General features: G+C 62.8%; 18 protein-coding genes. 14 read left to right on the top strand and 4 right to left on the bottom strand.

Translation table 11 applies throughout. The annotated features are described in order from the left end of the window. The first annotated feature begins 108 nt into the window (after window positions 1–108). Entirely contained in the window at window positions 109–1,671 is a 1,563-nt protein-coding gene (locus ACQ4WN_RS15730; protein ID WP_436552388.1) for a CYTH and CHAD domain-containing protein, read from the top strand. 49 nt (window positions 1,672–1,720) lie between these two features. On the opposite strand, the gene ACQ4WN_RS15725 is transcribed toward ACQ4WN_RS15730, so the two are convergent. The 3 genes from ACQ4WN_RS15725 to xseA form a co-directional block, all read right to left on the bottom strand. Next, window positions 1,721–4,075, bottom strand: a complete 2,355-nt coding sequence (locus tag ACQ4WN_RS15725) for a putative bifunctional diguanylate cyclase/phosphodiesterase (RefSeq protein WP_436552387.1) — start codon at window positions 4,073–4,075, stop codon at window positions 1,721–1,723. Between the two features lie 332 nt (window positions 4,076–4,407). Beyond that, window positions 4,408–4,986, bottom strand: coding sequence for a superoxide dismutase [Fe] (gene sodB, locus ACQ4WN_RS15720; protein WP_071078930.1), 579 nt, complete (start codon window positions 4,984–4,986; stop codon window positions 4,408–4,410). Between the two features lie 351 nt (window positions 4,987–5,337). Then, entirely contained in the window at window positions 5,338–6,699 is a 1,362-nt protein-coding gene (gene xseA, locus ACQ4WN_RS15715) for an exodeoxyribonuclease VII large subunit (RefSeq protein WP_436552386.1), read from the bottom strand. 420 nt (window positions 6,700–7,119) lie between these two features. Here xseA and ACQ4WN_RS15710 point away from each other — a divergent pair, with 420 nt between their 5' ends. From ACQ4WN_RS15710 to ACQ4WN_RS15675, 8 genes are all read left to right on the top strand, one after another. Next, window positions 7,120–7,434, top strand: coding sequence for a hypothetical protein (locus ACQ4WN_RS15710; protein WP_436552385.1), 315 nt, complete (start codon window positions 7,120–7,122; stop codon window positions 7,432–7,434). Between the two features lie 594 nt (window positions 7,435–8,028). After that, window positions 8,029–8,634, top strand: a complete 606-nt coding sequence (locus ACQ4WN_RS15705) for a MotA/TolQ/ExbB proton channel family protein (protein ID WP_436552384.1) — start codon at window positions 8,029–8,031, stop codon at window positions 8,632–8,634. Continuing rightward, window positions 8,631–9,071: an ExbD/TolR family protein gene (locus ACQ4WN_RS15700; protein ID WP_096234339.1), complete on the top strand. Its 441-nt coding sequence runs from the start codon at window positions 8,631–8,633 to the stop codon at window positions 9,069–9,071. Before ACQ4WN_RS15705 ends, ACQ4WN_RS15700 begins: the two co-directional genes overlap by 4 nt. 94 nt (window positions 9,072–9,165) lie before the next feature. Then, complete coding sequence (gene lpxK / locus ACQ4WN_RS15695; RefSeq protein WP_436552383.1) at window positions 9,166–10,221, top strand: tetraacyldisaccharide 4'-kinase; 1,056 nt, start codon at window positions 9,166–9,168, stop codon at window positions 10,219–10,221. Then, window positions 10,202–10,378 carry a Trm112 family protein gene (locus ACQ4WN_RS15690; RefSeq protein WP_101484295.1) on the top strand — a complete coding sequence of 59 codons (177 nt, stop codon included), beginning with the start codon at window positions 10,202–10,204 and terminating at the stop codon, window positions 10,376–10,378. Before lpxK ends, ACQ4WN_RS15690 begins: the two co-directional genes overlap by 20 nt. 2 nt (window positions 10,379–10,380) lie before the next feature. Further along, window positions 10,381–11,136 carry a 3-deoxy-manno-octulosonate cytidylyltransferase gene (kdsB, locus tag ACQ4WN_RS15685; RefSeq protein ID WP_436552382.1) on the top strand — a complete coding sequence of 252 codons (756 nt, stop codon included), beginning with the start codon at window positions 10,381–10,383 and terminating at the stop codon, window positions 11,134–11,136. A 244-nt stretch (window positions 11,137–11,380) separates the two neighbouring features. Further along, window positions 11,381–12,037 (top strand): adenylate kinase, encoded by a 657-nt coding sequence (adk, locus tag ACQ4WN_RS15680; protein ID WP_436552381.1) that lies wholly within the window; start codon window positions 11,381–11,383, stop codon window positions 12,035–12,037. Window positions 12,038–12,217: 180 nt separating this feature from the next. Beyond that, complete coding sequence (locus ACQ4WN_RS15675) at window positions 12,218–14,341, top strand: sodium-translocating pyrophosphatase (protein WP_436552380.1); 2,124 nt, start codon at window positions 12,218–12,220, stop codon at window positions 14,339–14,341. A gap of 51 nt (window positions 14,342–14,392) precedes the next feature. Here the strand turns inward: ACQ4WN_RS15675 and ACQ4WN_RS15670 are convergent, their stop codons facing one another. Next, complete coding sequence (locus ACQ4WN_RS15670) at window positions 14,393–16,453, bottom strand: TonB-dependent receptor domain-containing protein (protein ID WP_436552379.1); 2,061 nt, start codon at window positions 16,451–16,453, stop codon at window positions 14,393–14,395. Between the two features lie 245 nt (window positions 16,454–16,698). On the opposite strand from ACQ4WN_RS15670, the gene ACQ4WN_RS15665 reads away from it, so the two are divergent. The 5 genes from ACQ4WN_RS15665 (at window position 16,699) to ACQ4WN_RS15645 (ending at window position 25,552) form a co-directional block, all read left to right on the top strand. Continuing rightward, complete coding sequence (locus tag ACQ4WN_RS15665) at window positions 16,699–17,139, top strand: hypothetical protein (protein WP_436552378.1); 441 nt, start codon at window positions 16,699–16,701, stop codon at window positions 17,137–17,139. 171 nt (window positions 17,140–17,310) lie between these two features. Continuing rightward, window positions 17,311–18,069, top strand: coding sequence for a 3-hydroxyacyl-CoA dehydrogenase (locus ACQ4WN_RS15660; protein WP_436552377.1), 759 nt, complete (start codon window positions 17,311–17,313; stop codon window positions 18,067–18,069). 210 nt (window positions 18,070–18,279) lie between these two features. Then, window positions 18,280–20,055, top strand: a complete 1,776-nt coding sequence (ggt, locus tag ACQ4WN_RS15655) for a gamma-glutamyltransferase (protein WP_436552376.1) — start codon at window positions 18,280–18,282, stop codon at window positions 20,053–20,055. Between the two features lie 40 nt (window positions 20,056–20,095). Then, window positions 20,096–21,265 (top strand): patatin-like phospholipase family protein, encoded by a 1,170-nt coding sequence (locus tag ACQ4WN_RS15650; RefSeq protein WP_436552375.1) that lies wholly within the window; start codon window positions 20,096–20,098, stop codon window positions 21,263–21,265. Between the two features lie 81 nt (window positions 21,266–21,346). Further along, window positions 21,347–25,552 (top strand): hybrid sensor histidine kinase/response regulator, encoded by a 4,206-nt coding sequence (locus ACQ4WN_RS15645; RefSeq protein WP_436552408.1) that lies wholly within the window; start codon window positions 21,347–21,349, stop codon window positions 25,550–25,552. Window positions 25,553–25,607: the final 55 nt, after the last annotated feature.

Below are 25,607 nucleotides of genomic sequence, written 5' to 3'. Positions count from 1 at the left end.
TGAATGAAGCGCTTATTTTCGCGCAAAATCAAGGTGGGCGTGCGTGCTCCTTGCGCGCGACCGGACGCGCCTTACAATAGGCGTTGAGGAATCTCGCAAGGAGCGGTCATGGAAATCGAATTGAAATTGTTGCTGGCGCCGCAAGACGCGCCGCGGCTGCGCGCACACCCCCTGCTGGCGCAGACTGCGCAAGGTGCGCCGCAAGTGCTGCAGATGCACGATATCTATGTCGACACGCCCGATTTGCAGCTATGCCGTCACCAGGCGGGCTTGCGCGTGCGCCAGGTGGACGGGCGCTGGATGCAAACCCTGAAGGCGGGCGGCAGCGTCAGCGGCGGCTTGCACAGTCGCCACGAATGGGAAGGCGACGTTCCCGGGCCGCAGCCCGACCTCGCCGCGCTCGACTCCGTCATCGGCCGCAAGCAGCCCATCCGAGCGTTGCTGCGCGAGGATGCCATCCGCGACGCCTTGCAGCCTGTGTTTACCACGCGCATCGAGCGCACCGTATGGCAGTTGCGCACGCCGCAGGGCGACCAGATCGAATGCGTGCTGGACCAGGGTGTGATTGAAAGCGGAGCGGATGGAGTCGCGCGCAGCGTGCCCGTCAGCGAGATCGAACTGGAATTGAAGCAGGGGCAAGCCGCCAGCCTGTTTGACGTGGCGCTGGCCTTGCTGCACGACGTGCCGCTGCAACTGGGCCACATGAGCAAGGCGGAGCGCGGCTACCGCCTCGCAGCGCCGCAGCCTTTGCGCGCCGTCAAGGCGCAGCCCCTGGCGCTGGACGCGGCCATGTCGGTGGAGCAGGTGTTCCTGGTTATCGCCGGCAATTGCCTGGAACAGGTGAGCGGCAACCAGGATGGCGTGGCGGCGGGCGAAGATGTGGAAAGCGTGCACCAGATGCGCGTGGGACTACGCCGTTTGCGCTCGGCGCTGGGCATGTTCGAGTCCCTGCTGGCGCTGCCGGACGCCTTGAAGAGCGAACTCGGTTGGCTGGGCGGCGCGCTGGGCGAGGCGCGCGACTGGGATGTGCTCGCTGGCAATACCCTGGCGCAACTCGATGGCGAGGCGCAGGCCGATGCGGCGGCACTGGCGGCGGCGGCGCACGCGCAGGCGCGGCTCAAGCATGTGCAAGCGGCCGAGGCCATCACCTCGGCGCGCTACACGGCCTGCATGCTGGGCTTGCAGCGCTGGCTGCAGGCGCGCGCATGGCGCGACAGCTGCTCGACGCGCCAATTGCGGCGCCTGGACGTGCCTATCTGCCCGTTTGCGCGCGCTACCCTGCGCAAGGATCGGCGCCGCTTGTTAAAGCGGGGAAAAGACTTGCCGCTGCTGGCGCCGCCGGCGCGCCACCGGGTGCGCATCGCGGCCAAGAAAGCCCGCTATGCCGTTGAATTTTTTGCCTCCTTGTATGACGCCGGGCAAGTCAGGCGCTACGTGAAGCGACTGTCCGCCTTGCAGGACGAGCTGGGCTGGCGCAACGATATCGAGGTGGCGGACGGCTTGTTGCGCGCGCTGGCTGAAATGCAGCCTGATCTGTTGCAGCAGGCTGCCTATGCGCGCGGCTTCCTGGCGGCGCAATTGCAGGGCGGTGCAGGCAAGGCGCTGGCGCGGCCATGGCGGCGCTATGCGGCCGCCCCTTTGCCGTCGCATGGCAGCGTCGGGCAAGCCTGACAAGCTTGCCATGCCCCCCATAGTTGAAACCATCTCCCGCTGGCACTGCTCAAGAGCGCAGACGGCATCGATCGTCGTCGCATGGCGCAGCATGCGAGCGGCGCTGCACAAATTTTTCCAGGTCCGTGAGCGCCAAAGGGCGGCTGAAGAAGTATCCCTGATAGGCGCGACAACCGTAGCGCGCCAGGAAATCTCGCTGTGCCAGCGTCTCGACGCCCTCCGCGATGACTGCGATGTTCAGGCTGCGAGCCAGGGCGATGATGGTTTTGGCGATCGATGCGTCGCTAGGATCATGCGTCACGTCGCGGACAAACGACTTGTCTATCTTTAACTGGTCCAGCGGCAGGCGCTTGAGATAGGCCAGGGAAGAATAGCCCGTGCCAAAATCGTCGAGCGAAAAACCGACGCCGTGCGCTTTTATTGCGGACATCTTGGCGATCACGCCGCCCACGTCGGACACCAGCAGGCTCTCGGTCAGCTCAAGCTTGAGAAGATGTGGGTCGGCGCCGCTGCAAGCCAGGGCGAACAGCACCTGCTCGACAAAATCGTCCTGGTTGAACTGGCGCACGCTGACATTGACCGCGATGCTCAGATGGCGCATGTCGGGGTGTCCGGCCCAGGTGACCAATTGTGCGCAGGCCGTTTCAAGCACCCATTGTCCCAGCGGCAGGATTACGCCAATTTCCTCGGCCAGTGCAATGAAGTCGCCTGGCGGCACCAGTCCGCGTAGCGGGTGTTGCCAGCGTACCAGCGCTTCGACGCCGGTAACGCCCCCCTGGTGGTCGATTTGGGGCTGGTAATGGAGTATCAACTGCTGGCATGGAATGGCGTCGCGCAAGTCCGTTTCCAGCGCGGCCCGTTCCAGCATGGCCACTTCCATGGCGGGATCGAAGAAGCGCAAGGCATTGCGTCCCACCGCCTTGGATTTGTACATGGCCAGGTCCGCCTGCTTGAGCAGATCGTCGATGCTGGTCAGATTGCCCATGAAGAGCGTCGCGCCGATACTCGAGGTGCTGCGGTGGGTGACCTGGTTGAGCCAGTAGGTCTGGCTCAGTTCCTGCAGTATCTTGTTGCCGACGATCTCGACCTGGGCCGCTGCCTGTTCCGCATTCACATGCAGGTCCGTCAGCATGACGACGAACTCATCGCCGCCCAGGCGGGCCACGGTGTCGCCAGCGCGCACGCAGCCGACCAGGCGCCGCGCGACTTGATTGAGCAACAGGTCGCCCATGTCGTGCCCAAGCGTGTCGTTGAGTGTCTTGAAATTGTCCAGATCGATGAACAGGACGGCGCCATGGTTGCCGCTGCGCAGGCTGGTCTTCTTCGCCTGCTTCAGGCGGTCGAGCAGCAAGATGCGGTTGGGCAGCTTGGTGAGTTGATCGAAGAAGGCCAGTTGCTGTATTTGCTTTTCTGTTTTCTTGCGCTCGGCGCGCCGCAAGCGGTGCCGTTTTTGTATGATCAGCAGTCCCAGCGTGCTGAAGATAGCGACCAAACCGAACAGCACGCTTTGCGCATACAAGCTGTGGCGCCACGGCGCGAACAACACCTCGGTGTCGCGGCTCACGGCGATGCGCAGCGTCGTGCCGAAGAGGGCCGCGCTCGATGGCACATGGCGCTCGGCGACCATGCGCTGCTCGTCGGCGCCGCGTGGCAGCCCGGGCATCCGGGCGTCGTTCCGGCGTGTAGAAGCGAGGTACAACTGGCCGTCTTCGCGTGAGATCGAGCTATGGACATCGCGCGCATAACGAATCGAATCGAGCAGGTCGGAGAAGTAAGCGGGCGCCAGGCTGACCATGACGATGCCGCCAAAGCCGCCCTGAAACCCGCTGATGCGGCGGCACAGGCTGATCGCGCCGGGAGCGGCGGTGTTGCCCTGCGGCGCGCTCACGTGCAGCAATTGCGGATCGGCGAGTCGCATGGCTTTCTGGAAGCAATCGTTTTGCCGGAAGTTTTCGTCCGCTAAGCCGGCGTCGCTGCCCGCCACCACCAGTCCGTCAGGGCCGATGACCAGGATGGGGCGGATGCCGATCAGCGCATCGTTGATCACTTTGAGCGAGTGATTCGCCCGCCGCAGGTGATCGCCTTGCGCCTGCCAGGCCGGCAGTTCGTCGATGATGCTGTCGATCACGCGCTTGCTCAACTTCAATTGCGGCGTCAAATTCTTTTCCACGATTTCCGCCTGCATCGCCAGTCGCTCGTGTTCCTGAGTATCAATCCGGTGATATTCCTCGTACTGGGTGAATCCAATGAAGCCGGCCAGTGCCGACAACACCATGGCGTGGATCAGCCATTGCTGGAAAAAGTGTTCATTTTTAATGTGCTGCGGTGCGGACATGGAAGGTAGGGGGAGGTTCTGGCGCGGCAGCCCGTTGCCACTGGCTTGCTTCGGCCAGGATGGCCACATGCTTGTGTTGCAAATGAGAAAGTGTAGCGGGGCATGCATAAGCAAAATGTAAATTGCTTGGTCGGGCACGTAAATGTTTCGTAAATTCCGGACCTGTCATCCCGCAACCATTTGCATGCGCAGTGCCAGAAGGGAGGATTGATCTGCTGGCTGGGTGCGCCGTGCCGGCCGGGTCGAACCTGGCCCGCCTTACGCGCTGATGTGAAGCATGCGTTCACATGTAAAAAAGGAAGTTATTACCTTTCGGTAAAAACTTCCTTTAGGAAAACATGACAATTTTCATGTCATATTTTTATGTCAGAATCTCGCTGACGTTGACAAGAGAAACGCGCTTACGCGAAGTTCTTGGCAACGAATTCCCAGTTGACCAGGCCCCAGAACGTTTCCACGTACTTGGCGCGCAGGTTGCGGTAGTCGATGTAGTAGGCGTGTTCCCAGACGTCGCAGGTCAGCAGCGGCTTGTCGCCGGTGGTCAAAGGGCAGCCGGCGTTCGAGGTGTTGACGATGTCGACGGAGCCGTCGGCTTTTTGTACCAGCCAGGTCCAGCCCGAACCGAAATTGCCCACGCACGACTTGGTGAATTCTTCCTTGAACTTGTCGAACGACGACCATTTGGCGTTGATCGCGTCAGCCACGGCACCGGTAGGAGCGCCACCGCCGGCCGGCTTCATGCCGTTCCAGTAGAAGGTGTGGTTCCATACTTGCGCTGCATTGTTGAAGATACCGCCCGACGATTTCTTGATGATCTCTTCCAGCGACAGATTCTCGAACTCGGTGCCCTTGATCAGGTTGTTCAAGTTCGTCACATATGCCTGGTGATGCTTGGCATAGTGGTATTCCAGGGTTTCTTTCGAAATATGCGGCGCCAGAGCGTCCATTTCATACGGCAGTGGTGGCAGAGTATGTTCCATGTGATGTCCCTTTGTGGTGAGTGTTCGGAGTCTTCCGGCCCGGGCCGGAGGGTTGAGCCTTGCGTGCTTGAACCAAGCATTCTTGCTGAACGAGCCACTATTGTAAAGCGGATGCGCCATTGCTGCAGATTCCCGCATGCGTCGCGGATGCTGGTTGCGTAGTGATTCTCGTTTAGCTTGAATCGGGCGGAAAATGCCCCACCGCAAGCCGCAGCGGACGCTGGCGGACGTATAGCCCGTGTCTTTCAGGCATTCTTCGACGCCACGCAGGCTTGCGTCGAAGAAGGGGCTGGGAATATCCTGCACCACGAATCGTGCACCACGGTGTCGATGCTCATCGAGCGGCCATTTTTACGCTAGCGTTGCTTGCACGCTGGCGATGCCGATCTGCGCGCTGCCTTCGGCCAGGCGCACGTTGACGTTCTGGCGCGCCTGCAGCTGCGCCGGCGAGCGCACGATGGCGCCTTTTTCGTCGCGCACGATGGCGTAGCCGCGCTCCAGGGTGCGCTGCGGGTTGAGCAGTTCCAGCTGCGCCGCCAGGCCGTCGAGGCGGTGGCGCCGCTGTGTCACCAGCTGCGCCATGGCTGCGCCACTGCGGCGCTGCGCTTCCAGCAGGCGCGCGCGCGGCGCCGTGACGTCGGGCCGCAAGGCGGTCCAGCGCGAGCGCAGGCGCTCGAGCGCGTACTGCGACTGGCTCACGGGCGCGCGCGCCGCATGCGTCATGGCCGTCGACAGGGCCAGTAGCTGCAGGCGCTGTTGCTGCAACTGCGCCTTGGGGTTGAGCAGGCGGCGGCTGTGGCGGTCCAGGGTCTGTGCGGCATCGTCCAGGCTGCGGCGCATGGCGCGGCGCAAGTCGGCCGCATCGGCGCGCAGGGAGCCCATCCAGTCGGCGCGCGGCGTGGCAGCCAGTTCGGCCGCCGCCGTCGGCGTGGCGGCGCGCAGGTCGGCCGCGAAGTCGGCGATGGTGAAATCGGTCTCGTGGCCCACGCCGCTGATCACGGGCATCGAGCAATCGGCGATCGCGTATGCCACGGCTTCATCGTTGAATGACCATAAATCCTCGATGCTGCCGCCACCACGGCATACCAGCAGCACGTCGCACTCGGCCCTTGTTGATGCCGTGCGGATGGCGTGCGCGATTTTTTCCGCTGCCTGCTGGCCCTGCACGGGCGTGGGGTAAAGAATGATGTTGACGTGCGGTGCACGGCGCTTGAGCGCGATCAAGACATCGCGCAGGGCAGCCGCCTGCGGGCTGGTGACGATGCCGATGCTGCGCGCGAACATGGGAATGGCGCGCTTGCGCTCCTGGTCGAACAGGCCCTGCGCGGCCAGCTTTTCCTTCAGGCGCTGGAACGCTTCATACAGGGCGCCCACGCCGGCGCGGCGGATGGCTTCCACGTTGATCTGGTAATCGCCGCGCGCGCCATACAGGGTGACGAGGGCGCGCACTTCCACCTTGTCGCCTTCGCGCGGCGTGAATCCCGCGTATTGGGCGCGACCGCGAAACATCACGGCGCGCACCTGGGCGCCATCGTCTTTCAAGGTGAAGTACCAGTGGCCCGAGGCGGCGCGCGTGAAGTTGGAAATCTCGCCAGAGATCCAGGTCAGTGGGAAGCTGCGTTCCAGCAGGCGCGCGACGGCCTGGTTCAGGGCGCTGACGGTCAGCACGGGTGGGGCGGCAAAGCCGCTGTCAGTGGGGGTGTCGGTCATCATGAAGCGGGAGAGGGAAGGGAGCTGTCCACATATTATCGGCGAGGTCATGCTTATGTCATATATCGCGCAAAACAACAAGTTCTATTTCTAAGTAATTGATTTCATGCAGAATTCCTGCATGCCTGATTTGCGTGCACAGGGAAAAAAACCTTTAATATCAAGCACATCAGTGTACCCCCTGCCACTTACGCACAAAGTTATCCACAGAAAGTGTGCGGAACTTTTTGCCTTGGACAAATGTTGCAGTATAGGCCCCTCATTTGCCGGTGAGATGCCTTGCCACATTTTTGCGCACGGCAATAAAGTGCATAGGAATCAAGCGCTTAGTATGCCATGCCTGGCCTTGCGCACAATCTTATCCACAAAAAATGTGCAGAACTCGGCGCCGGCGCGTGAATTATCCACTGAAGCGGCCATGGCATGGCTTGCCTGAATTTTGCGCAGAATGAAAATAGTCATATGAATCAATGGGATAGTATTTTGATTAGAGCCTTGCTCACAATCTTATCCACAGAACGTGTGCAAAACTGCATAAATTATTTCGCCTTGTATCCGGTTTTTCCACCGCGCGGCCAGCCCTTCGTGCTGCCTAATTTTTATGCATCAAGAAAAATGCCTTTAAAATCAATGCTCTTGTATGGAGTTAATCCGCTTGCTCACAATCTTATCCACACTTTATGTGCGGAACTGCGCTGGTGGTGGAAAAGTGCCGTTCGACGACGCTTTTTTGCATGAAAAACCCTGCTTTTTACAGCTTGCTACATTTTTATGCAGGGCAATAAAAACGATATAAATCAATGTACTTGGCGTCTATTCTTGCGCTTGCGCACAATCTTGTCCACAGATTGTGTGCAGAACTTTGACGGTGTAGTTGGTGCGTGTGGCGAGCTGACTGCCACTTTTTTGCGCATTGATTTAATTTCCTTTAAAATCAACGGCTTAATTCAATTCCTTGGCGTTGCGCACAATCTTGTCCACAGTAAATGTGCAGAACTATTCAAGTGTTAATTTATTGACATTGACTACTGTCGATAAACTGCTATGCCTGTATTTTGCGCAGTACAATAATCCATATTAAAATCAATGACTTGCATGCTGGACTTCATGCTTGCTCACAATCTTATCCACATAAAGTGTGCAAAACTGTGCGCTGGCATCGCCCGCCCGCCGCACCGTGTGGACAAGTGCGCATGCAGTCGCCACTTGCCGCCGGCGCGGCAACGCGCTACATTGCGCCATTCCTGCGCCGACGTGCCATCGTTCTTTGGCGCTCGGTACAATACAGGCTGTCCGGGCGGTCCATCGCCTTCCCTTTACCAGGAGTTTCTTTTGCTCGCTATATTTCAAGCCGCTGGCTGGCCCATCTGGCTGTTGTTGATCGCTTCCATCGTCGCCCTGGCCCTGATCATCGAGCGCGTGTTGTACTTACGCCGTGGCAAGATCCTGCCCCGCAAGCTGTTCGATGAAGTGGTGCAGGTGTATCGCAGTGGCAAGATCACGCCGGACACGGTGGCCAAGCTGGAAGCCAATTCGCCGCTGGGCGTGGTGCTGGCCGCCGCCCTGCGCAACGTCGACGCGCCACGCGAGGTGATGAAGGAATCGATCGAAGAGGCGGGCAGCGGCGTGGCCCACACGCTGGAACGTTTCCTGACGACCCTGGGCACCATTGCCACCCTGGCACCGCTGATGGGCCTGTTTGGCACAGTGGTGGGCATGATCGAAATCTTCGGTTCGCAAAACGCCAGCGGTTCGAATCCCGCACAATTGGCCCACGGCATCTCGGTGGCCTTGTATAACACAGGCTTCGGATTGGCCATCGCCATGCCCGCCCTGATTTTCTACCGCCACTTCCGCGCCCTCGTCGACAGCTTCGTCATTGACATGGAGCAGCAAGCGGTCAAGTTCGTCGACATCGTCCACAGTGGCCGCCAATGAACTTTCGCAAAGGCAAGGGGCGTGAAGACCCCGAAATCAACCTGATCCCGTTCATCGACGTGCTGCTGGTGATCCTGATCTTCCTCATGGTCAGCACCACCTACAGCAAGTTTACGGAATTGCAGATCACCTTGCCGACGGCCGATGCCGAGCAAGCCAAGGACAAGCCGCAGCAGATCGATGTCACCATCGATGCCAAGGGCAACTACACGGTCAACCGCGAACCGGTCTCGTTCCGCGACGTGGCCGGACTGGCCGACGCCCTGCAAAATGCGGCCAAGGCGGCCAATGGCGGCAAGGCGCCCGCGCAGACGCCCGTGGTGGTGGTCAACGCCGACCAGTTCGCCATGCACCAGATGGTCATCCACGTGATGGAAGCGGCGCGCCTGGCCGGCTATGAAAAGCTGACGTTTGCGGCGCAGGCGGGCGGCAAGTAAGCTATTATTCAACCCCAATTGAAGAGCTGGGGTCAGACCCGTCGGGTCTGACCCCGGATTTTGTACCTGGGGTTATTTTTTTACGTCTGCCCCCATGCCCACACCTTCCCCCGCCAAGCTTGAAACCACTCTCACCCGCGCCTGGCTGACGCGCGGCCCGCTGGCGTGCGCGCTGTGGCCCGTGTCCCTGCTGTTTGGCGCCCTGAGCGCCGTGCGGCGCGGTCTGTACCGGGCAAACATCCTGAAATCCGCGCGCCTGCCCGTGCCCGTCGTCGTCGTCGGCAATATCTTTATTGGCGGCACGGGCAAGACGCCGCTGACGATCTGGCTGGTGCAAGCATTGCGCGAAGCGGGCATGCGCCCGGGCGTCATTTCGCGCGGCCATGGCAGCGCCGACCGTTCGCCGCGCGCCGTCACCGCCACCTCCACGCCGCAGCAGGTGGGCGACGAGCCGCTGCTGATCTTCCAGCGTGGCGGCTGCCCCGTGATGGTGGGGCGCGACCGCGCGCAGGCGGGCAGGGCGCTGCTGGCCGCGCACCCGGACGTCGACGTGCTGGTGACGGACGACGGCTTGCAGCATTACGCCTTGCAGCGCGACGTGGAAATCGTGCTGTTCGACGGCCGCGGCGCGGGTAACGGCTGGCTGCTGCCGGCGGGGCCTCTGCGCGAATCGCCGCGCCGCCGGCGCGACGTGACGGTGATCAATGCGCCCGAGCTGGCGCCGGCACTGGTGGCCAGGATCGCGCCACAGGGCGGGCTGGTGGTGCAGATGCTGCTGGCCGGTGGCGTGGCCGAACGCATGCTGAACCGCGGCGAAAGTATGCCGCTTGAAACCCTGGCAGCCAGCGGCCAGCGCATCGTGGCGGCGGCCGGTATCGGCAATCCCCGGCGTTTCTTTGCCATGCTGCGCGGGGCCGGACTGGACTTCATGGAACTGCCCTTGCCCGACCATCACGACTTCCTCGACCAGCCATTTGCGGCCCTCGACACGGATGTGATCTTGATCACCGAGAAGGATGCAGTAAAATGTGCGCAAATTGAATATCTCAAAGATGACCCGAGACTATGGGTCGTCCCCGTCAGTGCGCGCATCGATAGCGCGCTGGCCCAACAAATTGTGGAGAAATGTCGTGGACGCTCGACTGCTTGATATCCTGGTCTGCCCTGTTTGCAAGGGTCCGCTTGAACTCGACAAGAAGGCGCAGGAACTGATTTGCCGCGCCGACCGCCTCGCCTATCCGATCCGCGATGGCATCCCCATCATGTGGGCGGACGAAGCGCGCACCCTGCAAGACGCAGTGGAATAACGATGGCGTTCATCGTCATCATCCCGGCGCGCCTGGCCTCGACGCGCCTGCCGGGCAAGCCGCTGGCAGACCTGGGCGGCAAGCCGATGGTGGTGCGCGTGGCCGAGCAGGCAGCCCTGTCGGGCGCCGCGCGCGTCATCGTCGCCACCGACCATGACAGCATCCGCGCCGCCTGCGCCGCGCATGGCGTGGAAGTGTGCATGACGCGCAGCGATCATCCGTCGGGCACCGACCGCATCGCCGAAGTGGCGCGCACGCTCGATTTGCCGCCGGACGCCGTCGTCGTCAACCTGCAGGGCGACGAACCCCTGATCGATCCGTCCCTGCTGGCCGCCTGTGCGGCGCAGATCAGCAGTGCCGTTCCCATGGCCACCTGCGCCCATCCGCTGCACGACATCGCCGACGCCTTCAACCCGAACGTCGTCAAAGTGGTGCTGGACAAGAACGGCCGTGCCTTGTATTTCTCGCGCGCCACTATCCCGTGGCACCGCGATGGCTTCGCGCAGTCGAAAGACAGCTTGCCGGCAGGCTATGTGCCGCTGCGTCATATCGGCCTGTATGCGTACAGCAATGCGTTCTTGCAGGAATATCCGCAATTGTCCGCTTCGCCGCTGGAAGCCATCGAGGCGCTGGAACAGTTGCGCGTGCTGTGGCACGGTGTTGCCATCGCCGTGCATGTCACGGACTCGGCCCCTGCTGCCGGCGTCGACACGCCGGAAGATCTGGAACGCGTGCAGGCGCACTATCGCGCCCTGTAAGCGCTACCCGCAAAACGGCAGGCGTGCAAATAAAGTTTTGTGCGCCTGCAGTAAAAACCACATATTGAAACGTCCGCCTCGCTAATTGCTGGCTTTGATCAATCAGGGCATAGCAATTCGATAGCAAACTGGCGCTCCGGGGATTTTTTGTGGTAAGTTTCGTAGGGAAAGATAGCCATAGCAACATCATCTAAAAATAATTACACATACCACCATCCAAAATCTGTTTTTTAGGAACTTTTCAATGCGTCTGATACTTTTAGGAGCACCCGGTGCCGGCAAGGGCACCCAAGCTAATTTCATCAAAGAAAAATACAACATTCCACAAATCTCCACGGGCGACATGCTGCGCGCGGCGATCAAGGAAGGCACGGAACTGGGCCTGGCAGCGAAAAAAGTCATGGATGCGGGCGGCCTCGTGTCGGACGACATCATGATCGGCCTGGTCAAGAACCGCTTGCAGGAATCCGATTGCGCCAATGGCTATCTGTTCGACGGCTTCCCGCGCACCATCGCGCAAGCGGACGCCATGAAAGATGCCGGCATCAATGTCGACTACGTGCTGGAAATCGACGTGCCTGATGCATCGATCATCGAGCGCATGGATGGCCGTCGCAGCCACCCCGGTTCGGGCCGCGTCTACCACGTCAAATTCAATCCGCCCAAGGTCGACGGCGTCGACGACATCACGGGCGAACCGCTGATCCAGCGCGACGACGACAAGGCGGAAACGGTCAAGAAGCGCCTGGACGTGTACCACAACCAGACCAAGGTCTTGCTCGGCTACTACAATGACTGGGCCAAGTCCGGTCTGCCAGGCGCGCCGAAATACCGCCGCATCGCCGGCGTCGGTCCGGTCGAGCAAATCCGCGACAGCGCATTTGCTGCCCTGGCGGAATAAGCAGTTTTTTAAAAGCGGACCTGAGTGTCCGCTTTTTTTGTGCCCGCTTTTCGCCAGCGGTGCCGTGTCGTTTTCGTAGTTCAGGTTTTTTGCAGGTCGTGTTTTCCTGGCTGCGCGTGCCTATCCGGTGCGGTCTGCAGCTGTTGGCAATGACGTCGGATAAAAACAGAAGGGGACGATATGGCAGCCAGTTTGTGGTTTGCAGTAGCCTGCGGCGTGGTCGCAGTCATTTACGGTTTGGTGTCGCGCAGCTGGATCCTGAGGCAGGATCCCGGCAACGCGCGCATGCAGGAAATCGCCCTGGCTATCCAGCAGGGCGCGGCTGCTTACCTGGCGCGCCAGTACCGCACCATCGCCATCGTCGGCGCGGTGCTCCTGATCGCCATCTATGCGCTGCTTGGCCTGCATACGGCGCTGGGCTTTTTGATCGGTGCCGTGCTGTCGGGCGCCTGCGGCTTCATCGGCATGAATGTCTCGGTGCGGGCCAATGTGCGCACGGCGCAGGCGGCCACGCTGGGCATCAACCAGGCGCTGAACGTGGCGTTCAAGGGCGGCGCGATCACGGGCATGCTGGTGGTGGGACTGGGCTTGCTGGGCGTGACCCTGTTTTACTGGCTGCTGGTGACGACGGGCGCGCCCGGCCTCACGCAGCATGACTTGATCAAGCCATTGATTGGCCTGGCCTTCGGCGCCTCGCTCATTTCCATCTTCGCGCGGCTCGGTGGCGGCATCTTCACCAAGGGTGCCGACGTGGGCGCGGACCTGGTGGGCAAGGTCGAGGCGGGCATCCCCGAGGACGATCCGCGCAATCCTGCCGTCATCGCCGACAACGTGGGCGACAACGTGGGCGATTGCGCGGGCATGGCGGCCGACCTGTTCGAAACCTATGTCGTGACCCTGATCGCCACCATGCTGCTGGGCGCATTGCTGATGGCAGAGGCCAGCAGCACGGCCATCATTTACCCGCTGTTATTGGGCGCGGTCTCCATCCTTGGGTCCATCGTCGGCTGCTCGATGGTCAAGACGGCCCCCGGCAAGAAGATCATGTCGGCCCTGTACACCGGCCTGTGGTGGGCGGCTGGCCTCTCCCTGGTGGGCTTTGCCGTGGTGACGTGGCTGCTGTGGCCCGACGACGCCATGCGCTACAAGATGATGGGCGCCACCGTCGTCGGCATCGTGCTCACGGGCCTGATGGTCTACATCACCGAGTACTACACGGGCACGGATTTCAAGCCCGTGCGCCACATCGCCGAAGCGTCGACGACGGGCCACGGCACGAATATCATCGCCGGCCTGGGCGTGTCGATGAAGTCCACCGCCTATCCGGTGCTGGCCGTCTGCGTCGCCATCCTCGTCTCGTACCAGCTGGCTGGCCTGTACGGCATCGCCATCGCCGCCACTTCCATGCTGTCGATGGCGGGCATCATCGTCGCGCTCGACGCGTATGGCCCCATCACCGATAACGCGGGCGGCATCGCGGAAATGTCGGGCTTGCCCGACTCCGTGCGCGCCATCACCGATCCGCTCGACGCCGTGGGCAACACCACCAAGGCCGTCACCAAGGGCTATGCCATCGGCTCGGCCGGGCTGGCCGCGCTGGTGCTGTTTGCCGACTACACGCATGCGCTCGAATCGGTGGGGCAGCACATTACGTTTGATTTGTCGAACCCCATGGTCATCGTCGGCCTGTTCATCGGCGGCCTGATTCCCTACCTGTTCGGTGCCATGGCGATGGAAGCCGTGGGCCGCGCGGCGGGCGCCGTGGTGGTCGAGGTGCGGCGCCAGTTCCGCGACATCAAGGGCATCATGGAAGGCACGGCCAAGCCGGAATACGACAAGGCCGTCGACATGCTGACGGCGTCGGCCATCCGCGAAATGATCGTGCCGTCCCTGCTGCCGGTGGTGGTGCCCATCGTCGTGGGCATGCTGCTGGGGCCAGCGGCGCTCGGTGGCCTCTTGATGGGCACCATCGTCACTGGCCTGTTCGTGGCCATTTCCATGACCACGGGCGGCGGCGCCTGGGACAATGCGAAGAAATACATCGAGGATGGCCATTTCGGCGGCAAGGGTTCGGACGCGCACAAGGCGGCCGTCACGGGCGATACGGTGGGCGACCCGTACAAGGATACGGCCGGTCCTGCCGTGAACCCCTTGATCAAGATCATCAATATCGTGGCCCTGCTGCTGGTGCCGCTGTTGCCAGCCACGGGCTGGCTGGCCGTCAAGGCCCCGGCGCCTATCCACGCGCCCGTGCCGCCCATTCTGGCGCCGGCCACACCCGTGCAAGTGTTGCCGGCCCAGTAAGGCCAGGCACTCCCTGCAGCCCCGCAGCACATGCTGCGGGGCTTTGCCGCGTCAGAAGCGCGACGTCAGGCCGACAAACATACGCCGTCCCGGCACGTAATAGTCGACCAGGCCATCGGCCATCGGGCCCTTCTTGAACAGGTTTTGCACGCCGCCGCGCACGGTCCACTGGGGCGTGACCTTGTACGACACGACGGTGTCGACGATGGTGTAGGCCTTGTCGGCCAGCTTGCCCGCATCGAGTTCCTTGCCCGTGTACTGGGCCGACACTTCACCGAACAGCTGGTCATTGACTTGCCAGCCCAGCGCCGAGTACCACGACAGCTTCGGTGTGGACAGCAGGTTGGCGCCCGTGGTCAGGTTTTTCGCTTCCGCCATGTAGGTGACGTTGTTACGCCAGTTCAGGTTTTTCGTCAGAGGGATGGTGGCCGTCGCTTCCAGGCCGCTGGTGCGCGCCTTCTGGATATTCGTCATCTTGGTCCACCAGCGCTGCTGGTAAAAGCCCAGCGGCGCATAGTCGATCTTGTTCTTGAAATCCGTGTGGAAGTAGGTCAGGCCCACATCCCAGCCATTCTGTTCCCACGCCACGCCGATCTCGCCGGCCGTGCTCGTTTCCGGCTTCAAGTCCGCATTGCCAGCCATGTAGCAGGAGCCTTTGATGTAGCCCAGCGGTTTCAGGCTACCGCAACCGCGTCCGCCCGAGTTGGTCGCTGCCGCCGGCGAGTTTTCCTTCAGGCTCGGGGCGCGGAAGCCTTGCGAGATGCCGCCCTTGATGGTCCAGGCGGGGGCAGGGTGGTACACCAGGTACAGGCGCGGGCTGTAGTGGTTGCCGAACTTGCTGTGGTGGTCGAGGCGCAGGCCAGCCGTGGCCGTCAAGTCTTCGCGCAGGAACAGCTGATCTTCCGCAAACAGCGCCGAGGTGGTGCCCGACAGGGTCGCGCCGCTCACAGCGTTGCCCAGGTAATCGGTGGGCACGGTGCCGATGGTGTCCGTGTTCGTCAGTTCCTGGTGCTTCCATTGGCCGCCCATCACCAGCATTTGCTCGATGCCGCCCCAGCCGAGCCGTTTTTCCAGGCTGGCATCGAGCGTGCTGTCCCTGGATTTTGCTACCGAGCCGACGACTTCGTTATCGAAGTCGTTGTGATACAAGTTGACCGTGGTCTTGCCGAAGTCCCAGCGGCCTTCATAGCCGAGGCTGACGCTCTTGCGTATCAGTTTGTTGGCACCCCAGCTGTAGACCAGCGGCTCGCCATCCGCATCATGCGCGCTCGAATCGCGGGCTTCCTGCCTGCCATAGCTGGCGTCCAGCGACAGGTTCTGTTTCTTGTCCAGCGCCCAGGTCAGCTGGCCCGAGACAGTCTGGTTGCGTTCGCCGCCCATGCTGCCCGCTTTGTCGAAGAATTTTTCATCGGGATTCTGACGCGACTGGCTCACGCCCAGGCGCATGCCGACCGTGTCCGACAGGGGGCCGGCCAGGTTCACGCCCAGCTGGTGCGCCGTGCCGCGGTCGCTGTCCTGCGGTTGCGTGTAGTTGGCCGTGGCCGAACCGTTCCACTTGCCCGGCACCTTGCGCGTGATGATGTTGATCACGCCGCCCATGGCGTCCGATCCGTACAGCGAGGACATGGGGCCCCGCACCACTTCGATGCGCTCGATCATGTCGGGCGAGATCCAGTTCAAGTCCTGGCGGCCCAGGTCGGGGCGGTAAGCCGTGTCGGCCGAGCTGCCCACGCGCTTGCCATCAACCAGGATCAGCGTGTATTTGTCGGGCAAGCCGCGCAGCTTGATCTTCGACGCCTCGCCTTCGGGGCTGGTACCGCCCGTGACGCCGGGGATGCGGCGCAGCAAGGTGTTGAGGTCATACACGGGCTGGCGCTCGATTTCCTCGCGTGTGATGACGCTGATACTGGCCGGCGCATCCTTGATGTCGATGGCCGTGCCAGACGCGGTGACGACCACCGTGTTCATGGTCGGATCGGCGATCACATTGCCTTCGGCCCAGGCGTTGCTGACGGCCAGCGACAGCAGGCAGGGCAGGAGCAGGGCGGCGGAATTGATAGCACGGGCGGGAGTGGCGACGGGGGCTGCGATGGCGGGACTACGCTTGGTCATGGTGAACTTTCCGGAGGTTGTTATTTCCTGGCTGCCTTCCGGGTGGCTCGGGTATAAATGAATGAAAAGAGAATAAACTGCGCTCGAATTCCGCTAATGAGAATAAGAATCGTTCTTATTGTAATGCCATGCTGGCAAGAAGGAAAGCGCTGAAAGGAAATAAAACACCGTTGCAAAGTGCGCTGGCGTCTGGCGCAGCGTGTGCCAATAATGAAAGCGGTATGATCGATGCTTGGGGAGGTGGCATGAAGACGATGATAAGAACCATACCGGCGCTGGCCTGCGCCATGCTGCTCGCTGGCGGCCATGCCTGGTCGCAGGAGCAGGCGGCGCCCGCCGAGTCCTTGACTGAGCCTTTGCCAGTCTGCCGGCTCGACCCGCGCGATAGCGGCAAGCTGGCAGTGGTACCCTGCCGCCCGGCGCCGCCCGTGCAGCCGCGCCGTTCCGTGGCGCAGGTGATCGGCCGCATGCCCGTACAGCGCACGGCGCCACCTGCCGTGTCCATGCCTTCCCTGCCGCCCAGCCCGGCCGTGCCCATGCCTGGCGCGCCGCAGCCCATCGGTGCCTGCGACACAGGCGGTTGCCGCGATGCGGCCGGCGCGCGCTACAACGGCGCGGGCAATGCCACGCTCGATGCCAACGGCCGCATCTGCCATCGCAACGGCGCTTTCATGCAGTGTTTTTAGGCCTGCCATTCGCCAGCGCTGCAAGTTTTCGCTCGGTGAGCGCAAAAATGGCTACAATTGTCGCTGACATTACGTTTACGTAAACGTAATAGCGCGTAATGATGGCATCGTGCATCAACCATCAGGCGCCGGGAACACGGCCCCTATTACTCAGGATACTCAGGAGATTTCATGCAGATTCAGGACAATGTATTCATCATCACGGGCGGCGCATCGGGTTTGGGCGCAGCCACGGCGCGCATGCTGACGGCCGCCGGCGGCAAGGTCGTGCTGGCCGACGTGCAGACGGAGGCGGGCCAGGCTTTGGCCGCTGAATTGAACGGCGTGTTCGTGCAGTGCGATGTGACGTCGGAAGAAGATGGCATGGCCGTGGTGGCGGCGGCATGCAAGCTCGGCACCCTGCGCGGCCTGGTCAACTGCGCCGGCGTGGCGCCTGCCGTGAAAACCGTGGGCAAGGATGGCCCGCATCCGCTGGCCCTGTTTCAGAAAGTCGTCAACATCAACCTGGTGGGCACCTTCAATATGTGCCGACTGGCGGCCGATGCCATGGCCAAACAGGATGCGACCGCTGAAGGCGAGCGCGGCATCATTATCAACACGGCTTCCGTGGCGGCCTACGATGGCCAGATCGGCCAGGCGGCATATGCGTCGTCGAAGGCAGCCGTGGTGGGACTGACCCTGCCGATGGCGCGCGACCTGTCGCGCAACGGCATCCGCGTGATGACGGTAGCGCCCGGCATCTTCGAGACGCCGATGCTGCTGGGCATGCCGGCCGAAGTGCAGGACGCGCTGGGCAAGATGGTGCCGTTCCCATCGCGCCTGGGCAAGCCCGGCGAATACGCGCAACTGGTGAAAGCCATCGTGGAAAACGTCATGCTCAATGGCGAAACTATTCGCCTGGACGGCGCCATCCGCATGCAGCCAAAGTAAGCGCACCTGGGCAATGCCCAGGGCGTTGTTGCATGGCCCGGGCTTGTCATACTTTGTACTATTCGTACTATCTTCGGCCACGCGCCTAGCCCTGAACATCGCCAGGCACTCTTGCGAAGGCAGTGCCTTGACGGGCATTTGATGTAGGATACCCCCGTATGGGGCGTACAGCCTTGCTCGGCTGTGCGCCCTTTTTTTATCGGAGAATCCATGATCACATTAAAGCCGCTGGCGCTGAGCCTGACCTTGCTGGGAGCCCTGGCTGCCAGTCCCGTATTTGCCGAAGTGCCGCAAAAGGCGCCGGAAATTGCTACCGCGTATGCGGAAAAATCGGGCTGGGCGGCGCAGAAATTCATGGTCGCCGCTGCCAATCCGCTGGCCGCCGATGCCGGCTACCAGATGCTGAAAAAAGGCGGCAGCGCCATCGACGCGGCCATCGCCACGCAACTGGTGCTGACCCTGGTCGAACCGCAATCGTCGGGTATCGGCGGCGGCGCCTTTTTGCTGTACTCCTCGGCCAAGGGCGTGCAGGCGTTCGACGGACGCGAAACGGCGCCCGCCGCCGCCGACGAACACCTGTTCCAGAATGCCGATGGCAGCCCCGTCTCGCGCGCCACGGGCGTGGTGGGCGGGCGTTCCGTGGGCGCGCCGGGTGTGCTGCGCATGCTGGAACTGGCGCACAAGGAGCATGGCAAGCTGCCGTGGGCGACCCTGTTCGGCCCCGCCATCCGCCTGGCGCACGGCGGCTTTCCCGTCAGCCAGCGCCTCAACGGCCTGTTAAGCTGGGACCAGGCCCTGAAGCGCGACCCTGTCGCCGCCGCGTATTTCTATGACCAGGACGGCAAGCCCTGGGCCGTCGGCCACCTGCTGAAAAACCCGCAGCTGGCGCGCACCCTGCGCGAGATCGCTCGCGGCGGCGCCGACGCCTTTTACCAGGGCCGCATCGCGCGCGACATCGCCGCCAAGGTGGCGTCGCATCCCACTAATCCGGGCAAGCTGACGGCGGTCGATATCGCCGGCTACCAGGCCAAGGTGCGCGAGCCTGTCTGCAGCGACTACAAGGCCTGGACCGTGTGCGGCATGCCGCCGCCATCGTCGGGCGGCATCGCCATCGCGCAGATGCTGGGCATGCTGGAAGTGAAAGATATCCGCCCGTATGCGCCCGTCGACGGCGTGCTCGATGCGCAGGCGATCCATTTGTTCTCGGAAGCGGGGCGCCTGGCTTACGCGGACCGCAACCGCTACGTGGCCGACACGGACTTCGTGCCGCTGCCGGGCAAGGGCATCGCCTCCATGCTCGATAAAACCTATCTGGAGCAGCGCGCCTCCTTGATCGGCGAGAAATCCATGGGCCGCGCCTCGCCCGGCACGCCGCCCGGCATGCAGGTGGCGTGGGGCATGGACAATGCGCTGCAGCGCCCGTCGACGTCGCACCTGGTGGCGGTGGACGCCTTCGGCGGTGGCCTGTCGATGACCACCAGCGTGGAAGACGCCTTCGGTTCGCGCCAGATGGTCGACGGCTTCTTGCTGAATAACCAGCTGACGGATTTCTCGTTCGATTCGCGCGATGCGGATGGCCCCATCGCCAACCGCGTACAGGCTGGCAAGCGTCCGCGCAGCGCCATGTCGCCCACGCTGGTGTTTGAAAAGAGTACGCACAAGCTGGTGCTGGCGACGGGATCGCCGGGTGGCTCGTCCATCATCAATTATGTCGCCAAGGTGCTGGTCGGCACCATGGACTGGGGCCTGAACGTGCAGCAGGCGATCAGCCTGCCGAACTTCGGCAGCCGCAATGGCCCGACGGAGCTGGAAAAGGGCCGCGCGCCGGCCGCCCAGGTCGAGGCGCTGCAAGCCATGGGCCACGAGGTACGCGTCATCGAACAGAATTCCGGCCTGCAGGGCATCATGCGCCTGAATGCGCACGGCAAGGATTTCTGGTTTGGCGGGGCCGATCCACGGCGCGAAGGCATGGTACGAGGAGACTAATCTTTTCCACAAAGCATCAAGACCCTGCTAATCTGCCGGCATGGGAATGCAAAATAAAACAGGCTTGATACTCACGGGAGGGGGCGCCCGTGCCGCCTACCAGGTGGGCGTGCTGCAGGCGATTTCGGCGATACTGTGGGAAGCGGGCTGGGCGCCTGCGCGCAACCCGTTCGACATCATTTGCGGCACCTCGGCCGGCGCCATCAACGCCACGGCGCTGGCCTGCCGGGCCGACAACTTCGGCGAAGGGGTGCAAAAGCTGCTCGACGTGTGGCAGCACATCCAGGTCGAGCAAGTCTACCGCGCCGATTCGCTGGGCGTGATCCGTTCGGGCGCGCGCTGGCTGTCGCTGCTGTCGTTCGGCTGGCTGCTGCGCCAGTGGCATGCCTCGCCGCCCAATTCCCTGCTCGACAATACTCCGCTGGTCAGCCTGCTGCACCGCATGCTCGACCTGCCGCGCCTGGACGCGGCGCTGGCCGATGGCTTGCTGCATGCGCTGGCCGTGACGGCGTCGTCATATTCGGGCAGCCGCCACATGACGTTTTACCAGACGGGGGCCGAGATCGCGCCATGGGTGCGCACGCAGCGCCTGGCCTTGCAAGACCAGATCGGCGTGGAACACTTGCTCGCCTCGGCCGCTATCCCTTTTATTTTTCCCGCCGTGCCCCTGTATGTGGGCGGCCAGCGCGAGTACTGCGGCGACGGATCGATGCGCCAGCTGGCGCCGATTTCGCCGGCCATTCACCTGGGTGCGAATAAGGTGCTGGTGGTGGGCGCGGGGCGCATGACGGAACCGGCGCCCGGTGCGGGCGACGCGGCGCGCTACCCCAGCCTGGCGCAGATCGCCGGTCATGCGCTGTCGTCGATCTTCCTCGATGGCCTGGCCGTCGACATCGAGCGTCTGAACCGCATCAACCTCACCTTGTCGATGCTGCCGCCTGAATTGCTGGGCAAGACGGCATTGAAACCGGTGGAGTTGCTGGTCATCGCGCCGTCCGAACGGCTCGATGCCATCGCCAGCCGGCATATCGGCAGTTTGCCCCGTCCCATCCGCACCATGTTGTCGGGCATCGGCGCGGCCGAAGCGCGCGGCGCGGCATTGGCATCGTATTTATTGTTCGAATCGACGTATACTAACGAGTTGATCCGTCTTGGACAGCGCGATACGCAAGCCCGCAAGGATGATGTCCTGGCGTTCTTTGGTTCTTGAGACGGCCCTTGGAGCGGCGTGCGGGTTTTTTGCGTTTTTTTTGACAGGACGATTGTGCTGGTATTTCGACGTGCTTGCGAAGTGGTATTGCTGTTGTCTTTGCTGCTGCCGGGCGGCCCGACCGTGGCGGCGCCTGCGCCCACCCTGCGTTTCGACCAGCTCAGCGTCGACCAGGGCCTGGCGCAGGAATCGGTGCTGGCCATCGCCCAGGACCGGCAGGGCTATATGTGGTTCGGCAGCCAGTCTGGCCTGAGCCGTTACGATGGCTACCGCATGGTCGTCTACAAGAATATCGAAGGCGACAAGACCAGCCTGGCCGACAACTGGGTTGGCGAACTGCATGTCGATAGCCAGGGTCAGCTGTGGGTGGGCACCGATAACGGCCTGGACCGCTTCGATGCCGCCAGCCAGACTTTCATTCACTACGTCCCGGCCGAAAGAAGCAAGCGCGGCAACGGTAACCGGCATATCCACGCCATTCTTGACGATGGCGCGCGCGGCTTCTGGATCGCCACCTCGGACGGCTTGCAGCATTTCGACCCCGCCACGGGCACCTTCCGCACGTGGCACCATGAAGAAGGCAATCCGCACAGCCTGGGCGACAATGAAATCAAGGCGCTGGTGCTGGACGCGCAACAGCGCCTGTGGATAGGCACCGTCACGGGCCTGGACATGCTGGCGCCGGGCAGTGACCGCTTCGAGCATTTCGCTGTCGACACGGAGTCCGGTTCGAAGTACAACGTGATCCAGTCGCTGCTGGTCGACCGCCAGCAGAATCTGTGGATAGGCACCATGGCCGGCGCCGAGCGCTGGCGCCTGGGCGGCGCCGGGCAGGCACCGCAGTCGCGCCTGCGCCTGAATGAAAAACAGGGCTTTTCCGCCATCCGCGTCGCCAGCCTGTACCAGGATGTCGATGCCACCGTCTGGCTGGGCAGCAATGCCGATGGCCTGTTCCGCTGGCTGCCCGAGAGCGACACTTTCCTGCAGTACCGGCACCAGACGGGCGACAAATTCAGCGTCGCCGATAATCAGTTGTCGTCGCTGTACCGCGACCGGGCCGGCACCTTCTGGGTCGGTTCCTGGTACAACGGCGTGAGCCGGGTGGACCTGGGCAGCGGCGGCTTTTCGCGCATGGCGCGTGCGCCCGGCGATGTGGGCGCGCTGGCGGACAAGAAAGTGCGCGCCGTGGCCGATGCGGGCAATGGCAAGCTGTGGCTGGCCACCAAGGGCGGCCTGAAACTGTACGATACGCGCGACGGCAGCTCGCGGCTGTTTGACCTGCGCAGTTCGCCCGGCATGTCGCGCGACGAGCAGGTTACCACCCTGTACAAGGCGCCGGACGGCACCCTGTGGGTGGGCGGCTCGACGGGCTTGCACCGCTTCGATCCCGCACTCGGGCGCTTTTTTACCATGCGCTTTGCCGCCGGTGATCCGAACAGCGACACCATCCGCAATGTCGTGAGTGACCGCAGCGGCATGCTGTGGGTCTCGACGCGGGGCGGTGTGCACCGTTTCGACCCCGCTAGCCGGGCCTTCACTACCTACCGCCACGATCCGGCCAACCCGAACAGCCTGTCCGACAACATGGTGCGGCCCGTGCTGGAAGACGGCAAGGGGCGGCTGTGGATAGGCTCTTTCCATGGCCTTGATTTGCTCGACCGCGCCAGCGGCCAGTTCCGGCATTTCCGCCATGATCCGCAAAACCCGCATAGTCTCAGCCACGACGAGGTGCATTTCCTGCACGAGGACAAGCGCGGCGTGCTGTGGGTGGGCACGGCCAATGGCCTGAACCGCATGGACGTCGATGCGAAGGGCGAGATCCGCTTCCGGCGCTTCGTGCGCAAGGATGGCATGGCCGACGATGCCGTCGCCAGCATCCTGGGCGACGATAACGAGCAGTTGTGGCTGAGCACGAATAGCGGCATCACGCGGCTCGACATGCGCAGTGGCCTGTTCCGCAACTACGACAGCGCCGATGGCACGGTGGAAGGCTCGTACTTCGATGGCGCGGCCCTGCGCGCGTCGGACGGGACCATGTATTTCGGCGGTTTTAACGGCATGACGGCGTTCGTGCCGCAGGATATCCACGACAACCGCGTGCCGCCGCTGGTGGCGATCACGGAGCTGCAGATTTTTAACAAGCCGGTGGCCATCGGCCGCGGCGAGTTCGCGCACGTGCTCAGGACGGCGATCGACCATACGCGCCAACTGGTGCTGACCAGCCGCGAAAGCGTCTTTTCGCTGGAATTTGCGGCCCTGCATTTCGCGGCACCCCAGCGCAATATGTTCGCCTACCGGCTCGAAGGCTTCGACCAGGACTGGGTCATGACGGATGCGGGGCGGCGCTTTGCCACCTACACCAACCTCGATGCGGGCAACTACGTGTTTCGCGTCAAGGCGGCGAACAAGGACGGCGTGTGGAACGAGAGCGGCGCCACGCTGGCCATCACGATCCTGCCGCCGTTCTGGAAAACCTGGTGGTTCCGCACCTTGATGGCGGCGCTGCTGCTGGGCGCCGTGTATGGCGCTTACCGCCAGCGCGTGCGCGCGCTGCGGCGCCAGCAGAACGAGCTGGAAAAGCAGGTCAGCGAACGCACGGCCGAGTTGCAGAGCAAGGAAATCGAAGTGCTGGCCCAGTCGGAAAAGCTGGCGCAAGTCAACAGCAGCCTGACGAAAAACGAGGAAAGCCTGCGCCAGGCCAAGCGCAAGGCCGAGGACGCGACGCGCCAGAAGTCGGAATTTTTGGCCAACATGAGCCACGAGATGCGCACGCCGCTGGCCGGCGTGATCGGCATGCTGGGCTTTGCCCTGCGCGACGAGCAGCTGCACGACGCCACGCGCGAGCAGATTTTGCGGGGCCAGGCCAATGCCCAGTCGCTGCTGGTGATCATCAATGACTTGCTCGACTTTTCCAAGATCGAGGCGGGCAAGCTGAGTATAGAAAATATCGATTTCGCGCTCGGCGCGGCGATCGAAACGGTCGTCAGCCTGTTCGAGGAGCAGGCGGCCGCGCGCAGCATCGGTTTTGCCATCGATTTCGCGCCCGACCTGCCGCCCTTCGTGGTGGGCGACCCGACCCGTTTGCGCCAGGTGCTGGTCAATCTGGTCGGCAATGCCTTCAAGTTCACCCAGCGCGGCGGCGTCAGCGTGTGCGTCGAGCGGGCCGGCGTGACCAGCGGCAGCGGCGGGCGTCGTATCAACCTGATCCGCTTTACCGTCAGCGACAGCGGCATCGGCATCGATGCCGACGCGATGGCGCGCTTGTTCCAGAAGTTCGAGCAGGCCGACGCCAGCACCACGCGGCGCTACGGCGGCACGGGGCTGGGCCTGGCGATCTGCCGCCAGCTGGTCGAACTGATGGAGGGCGAGATCGAGGTGGCCAGTACGCCGGGGCAGGGCAGCACCTTTGCCTTCACCTTGCCGCTGGCCGATGGCGTGGCGCCGCCGCAGGTGCCACAGGTGGCGCTGGCGCCGCACAGTCACCAGTTGCGCGTGCTGTGCGCCGAAGACTTCCCCACCAACCAGATCATCATCCGCGTCATGCTCGAAGAATTGGGGCACCGCGTCGACGTGGTGGCCAACGGCGCGCTGGCGGTGGCGGCGTGCGTGCATACGCGCTATGACCTGATCCTGATGGACGGGCGCATGCCGGAGATGGATGGCGCCACGGCGACGCGATTGATCCGCGTGGGCGGCTGGCCGGACCAGCCCGTGCGCGACCAGGAACTGATGATCGTGGCCCTGACGGCAAACGCCAGCGAAGAAGACCGCAGTCGCTATCTTGGCGTCGGCATGGATGATTTCCTCAGTAAACCGGTGGACGAGGCGGCGCTGCATGGCTTGCTGGCGCGCGCCATCGAGCGCCAGCTGCAGCGCGGTTTCATGTTGCCGCGCATGCCGTCGAACGTGCAGCGCGGCGTCTTGCGGGGGCAGGCCGAACTCGATGCCTTGTTCGGCATCGCACCGACAGCCCCCGTCGCGGCGCCGTCTCCATCCGGCCGCAGCGGCGAACTGCAACGGCGCATCCGTGTCGCCTTCGTCGCCGACCTGGAGGGGCGCCTGCGTGAACTCGACGCCGCACTGGCGGCGCAGGACAAGGATAACGCCGGGCGCCTGCTGCACGGCTTGAAGGGCAGTGCCGCCTATCTCGATGAAACGCAGCTGCACATGCTGTGTACGGAACTGGAAGAGGCGGCGGACGGCGGACGCTGGATGCAGGTGGCCTTGCATTTGCCGCAATTGCGCGCACTGTTGGCGCAAATAGCCGTTTCGGGCAAGGAAATGTAAAATAGGCAATTGCAGCCGTGTAGCGCGCGGCGAAACTGGTTAGTATATGGCCAGG

The sequence above is a fragment of the Janthinobacterium pasteuri genome (assembly GCF_051380775.1).
Taxonomy (GTDB): domain Bacteria; phylum Pseudomonadota; class Gammaproteobacteria; order Burkholderiales; family Burkholderiaceae_D; genus Janthinobacterium.
The sequence above is the reverse complement of the archived record's forward strand: the minus strand, read 5'-3'. Positions and strand labels throughout refer to the sequence as shown.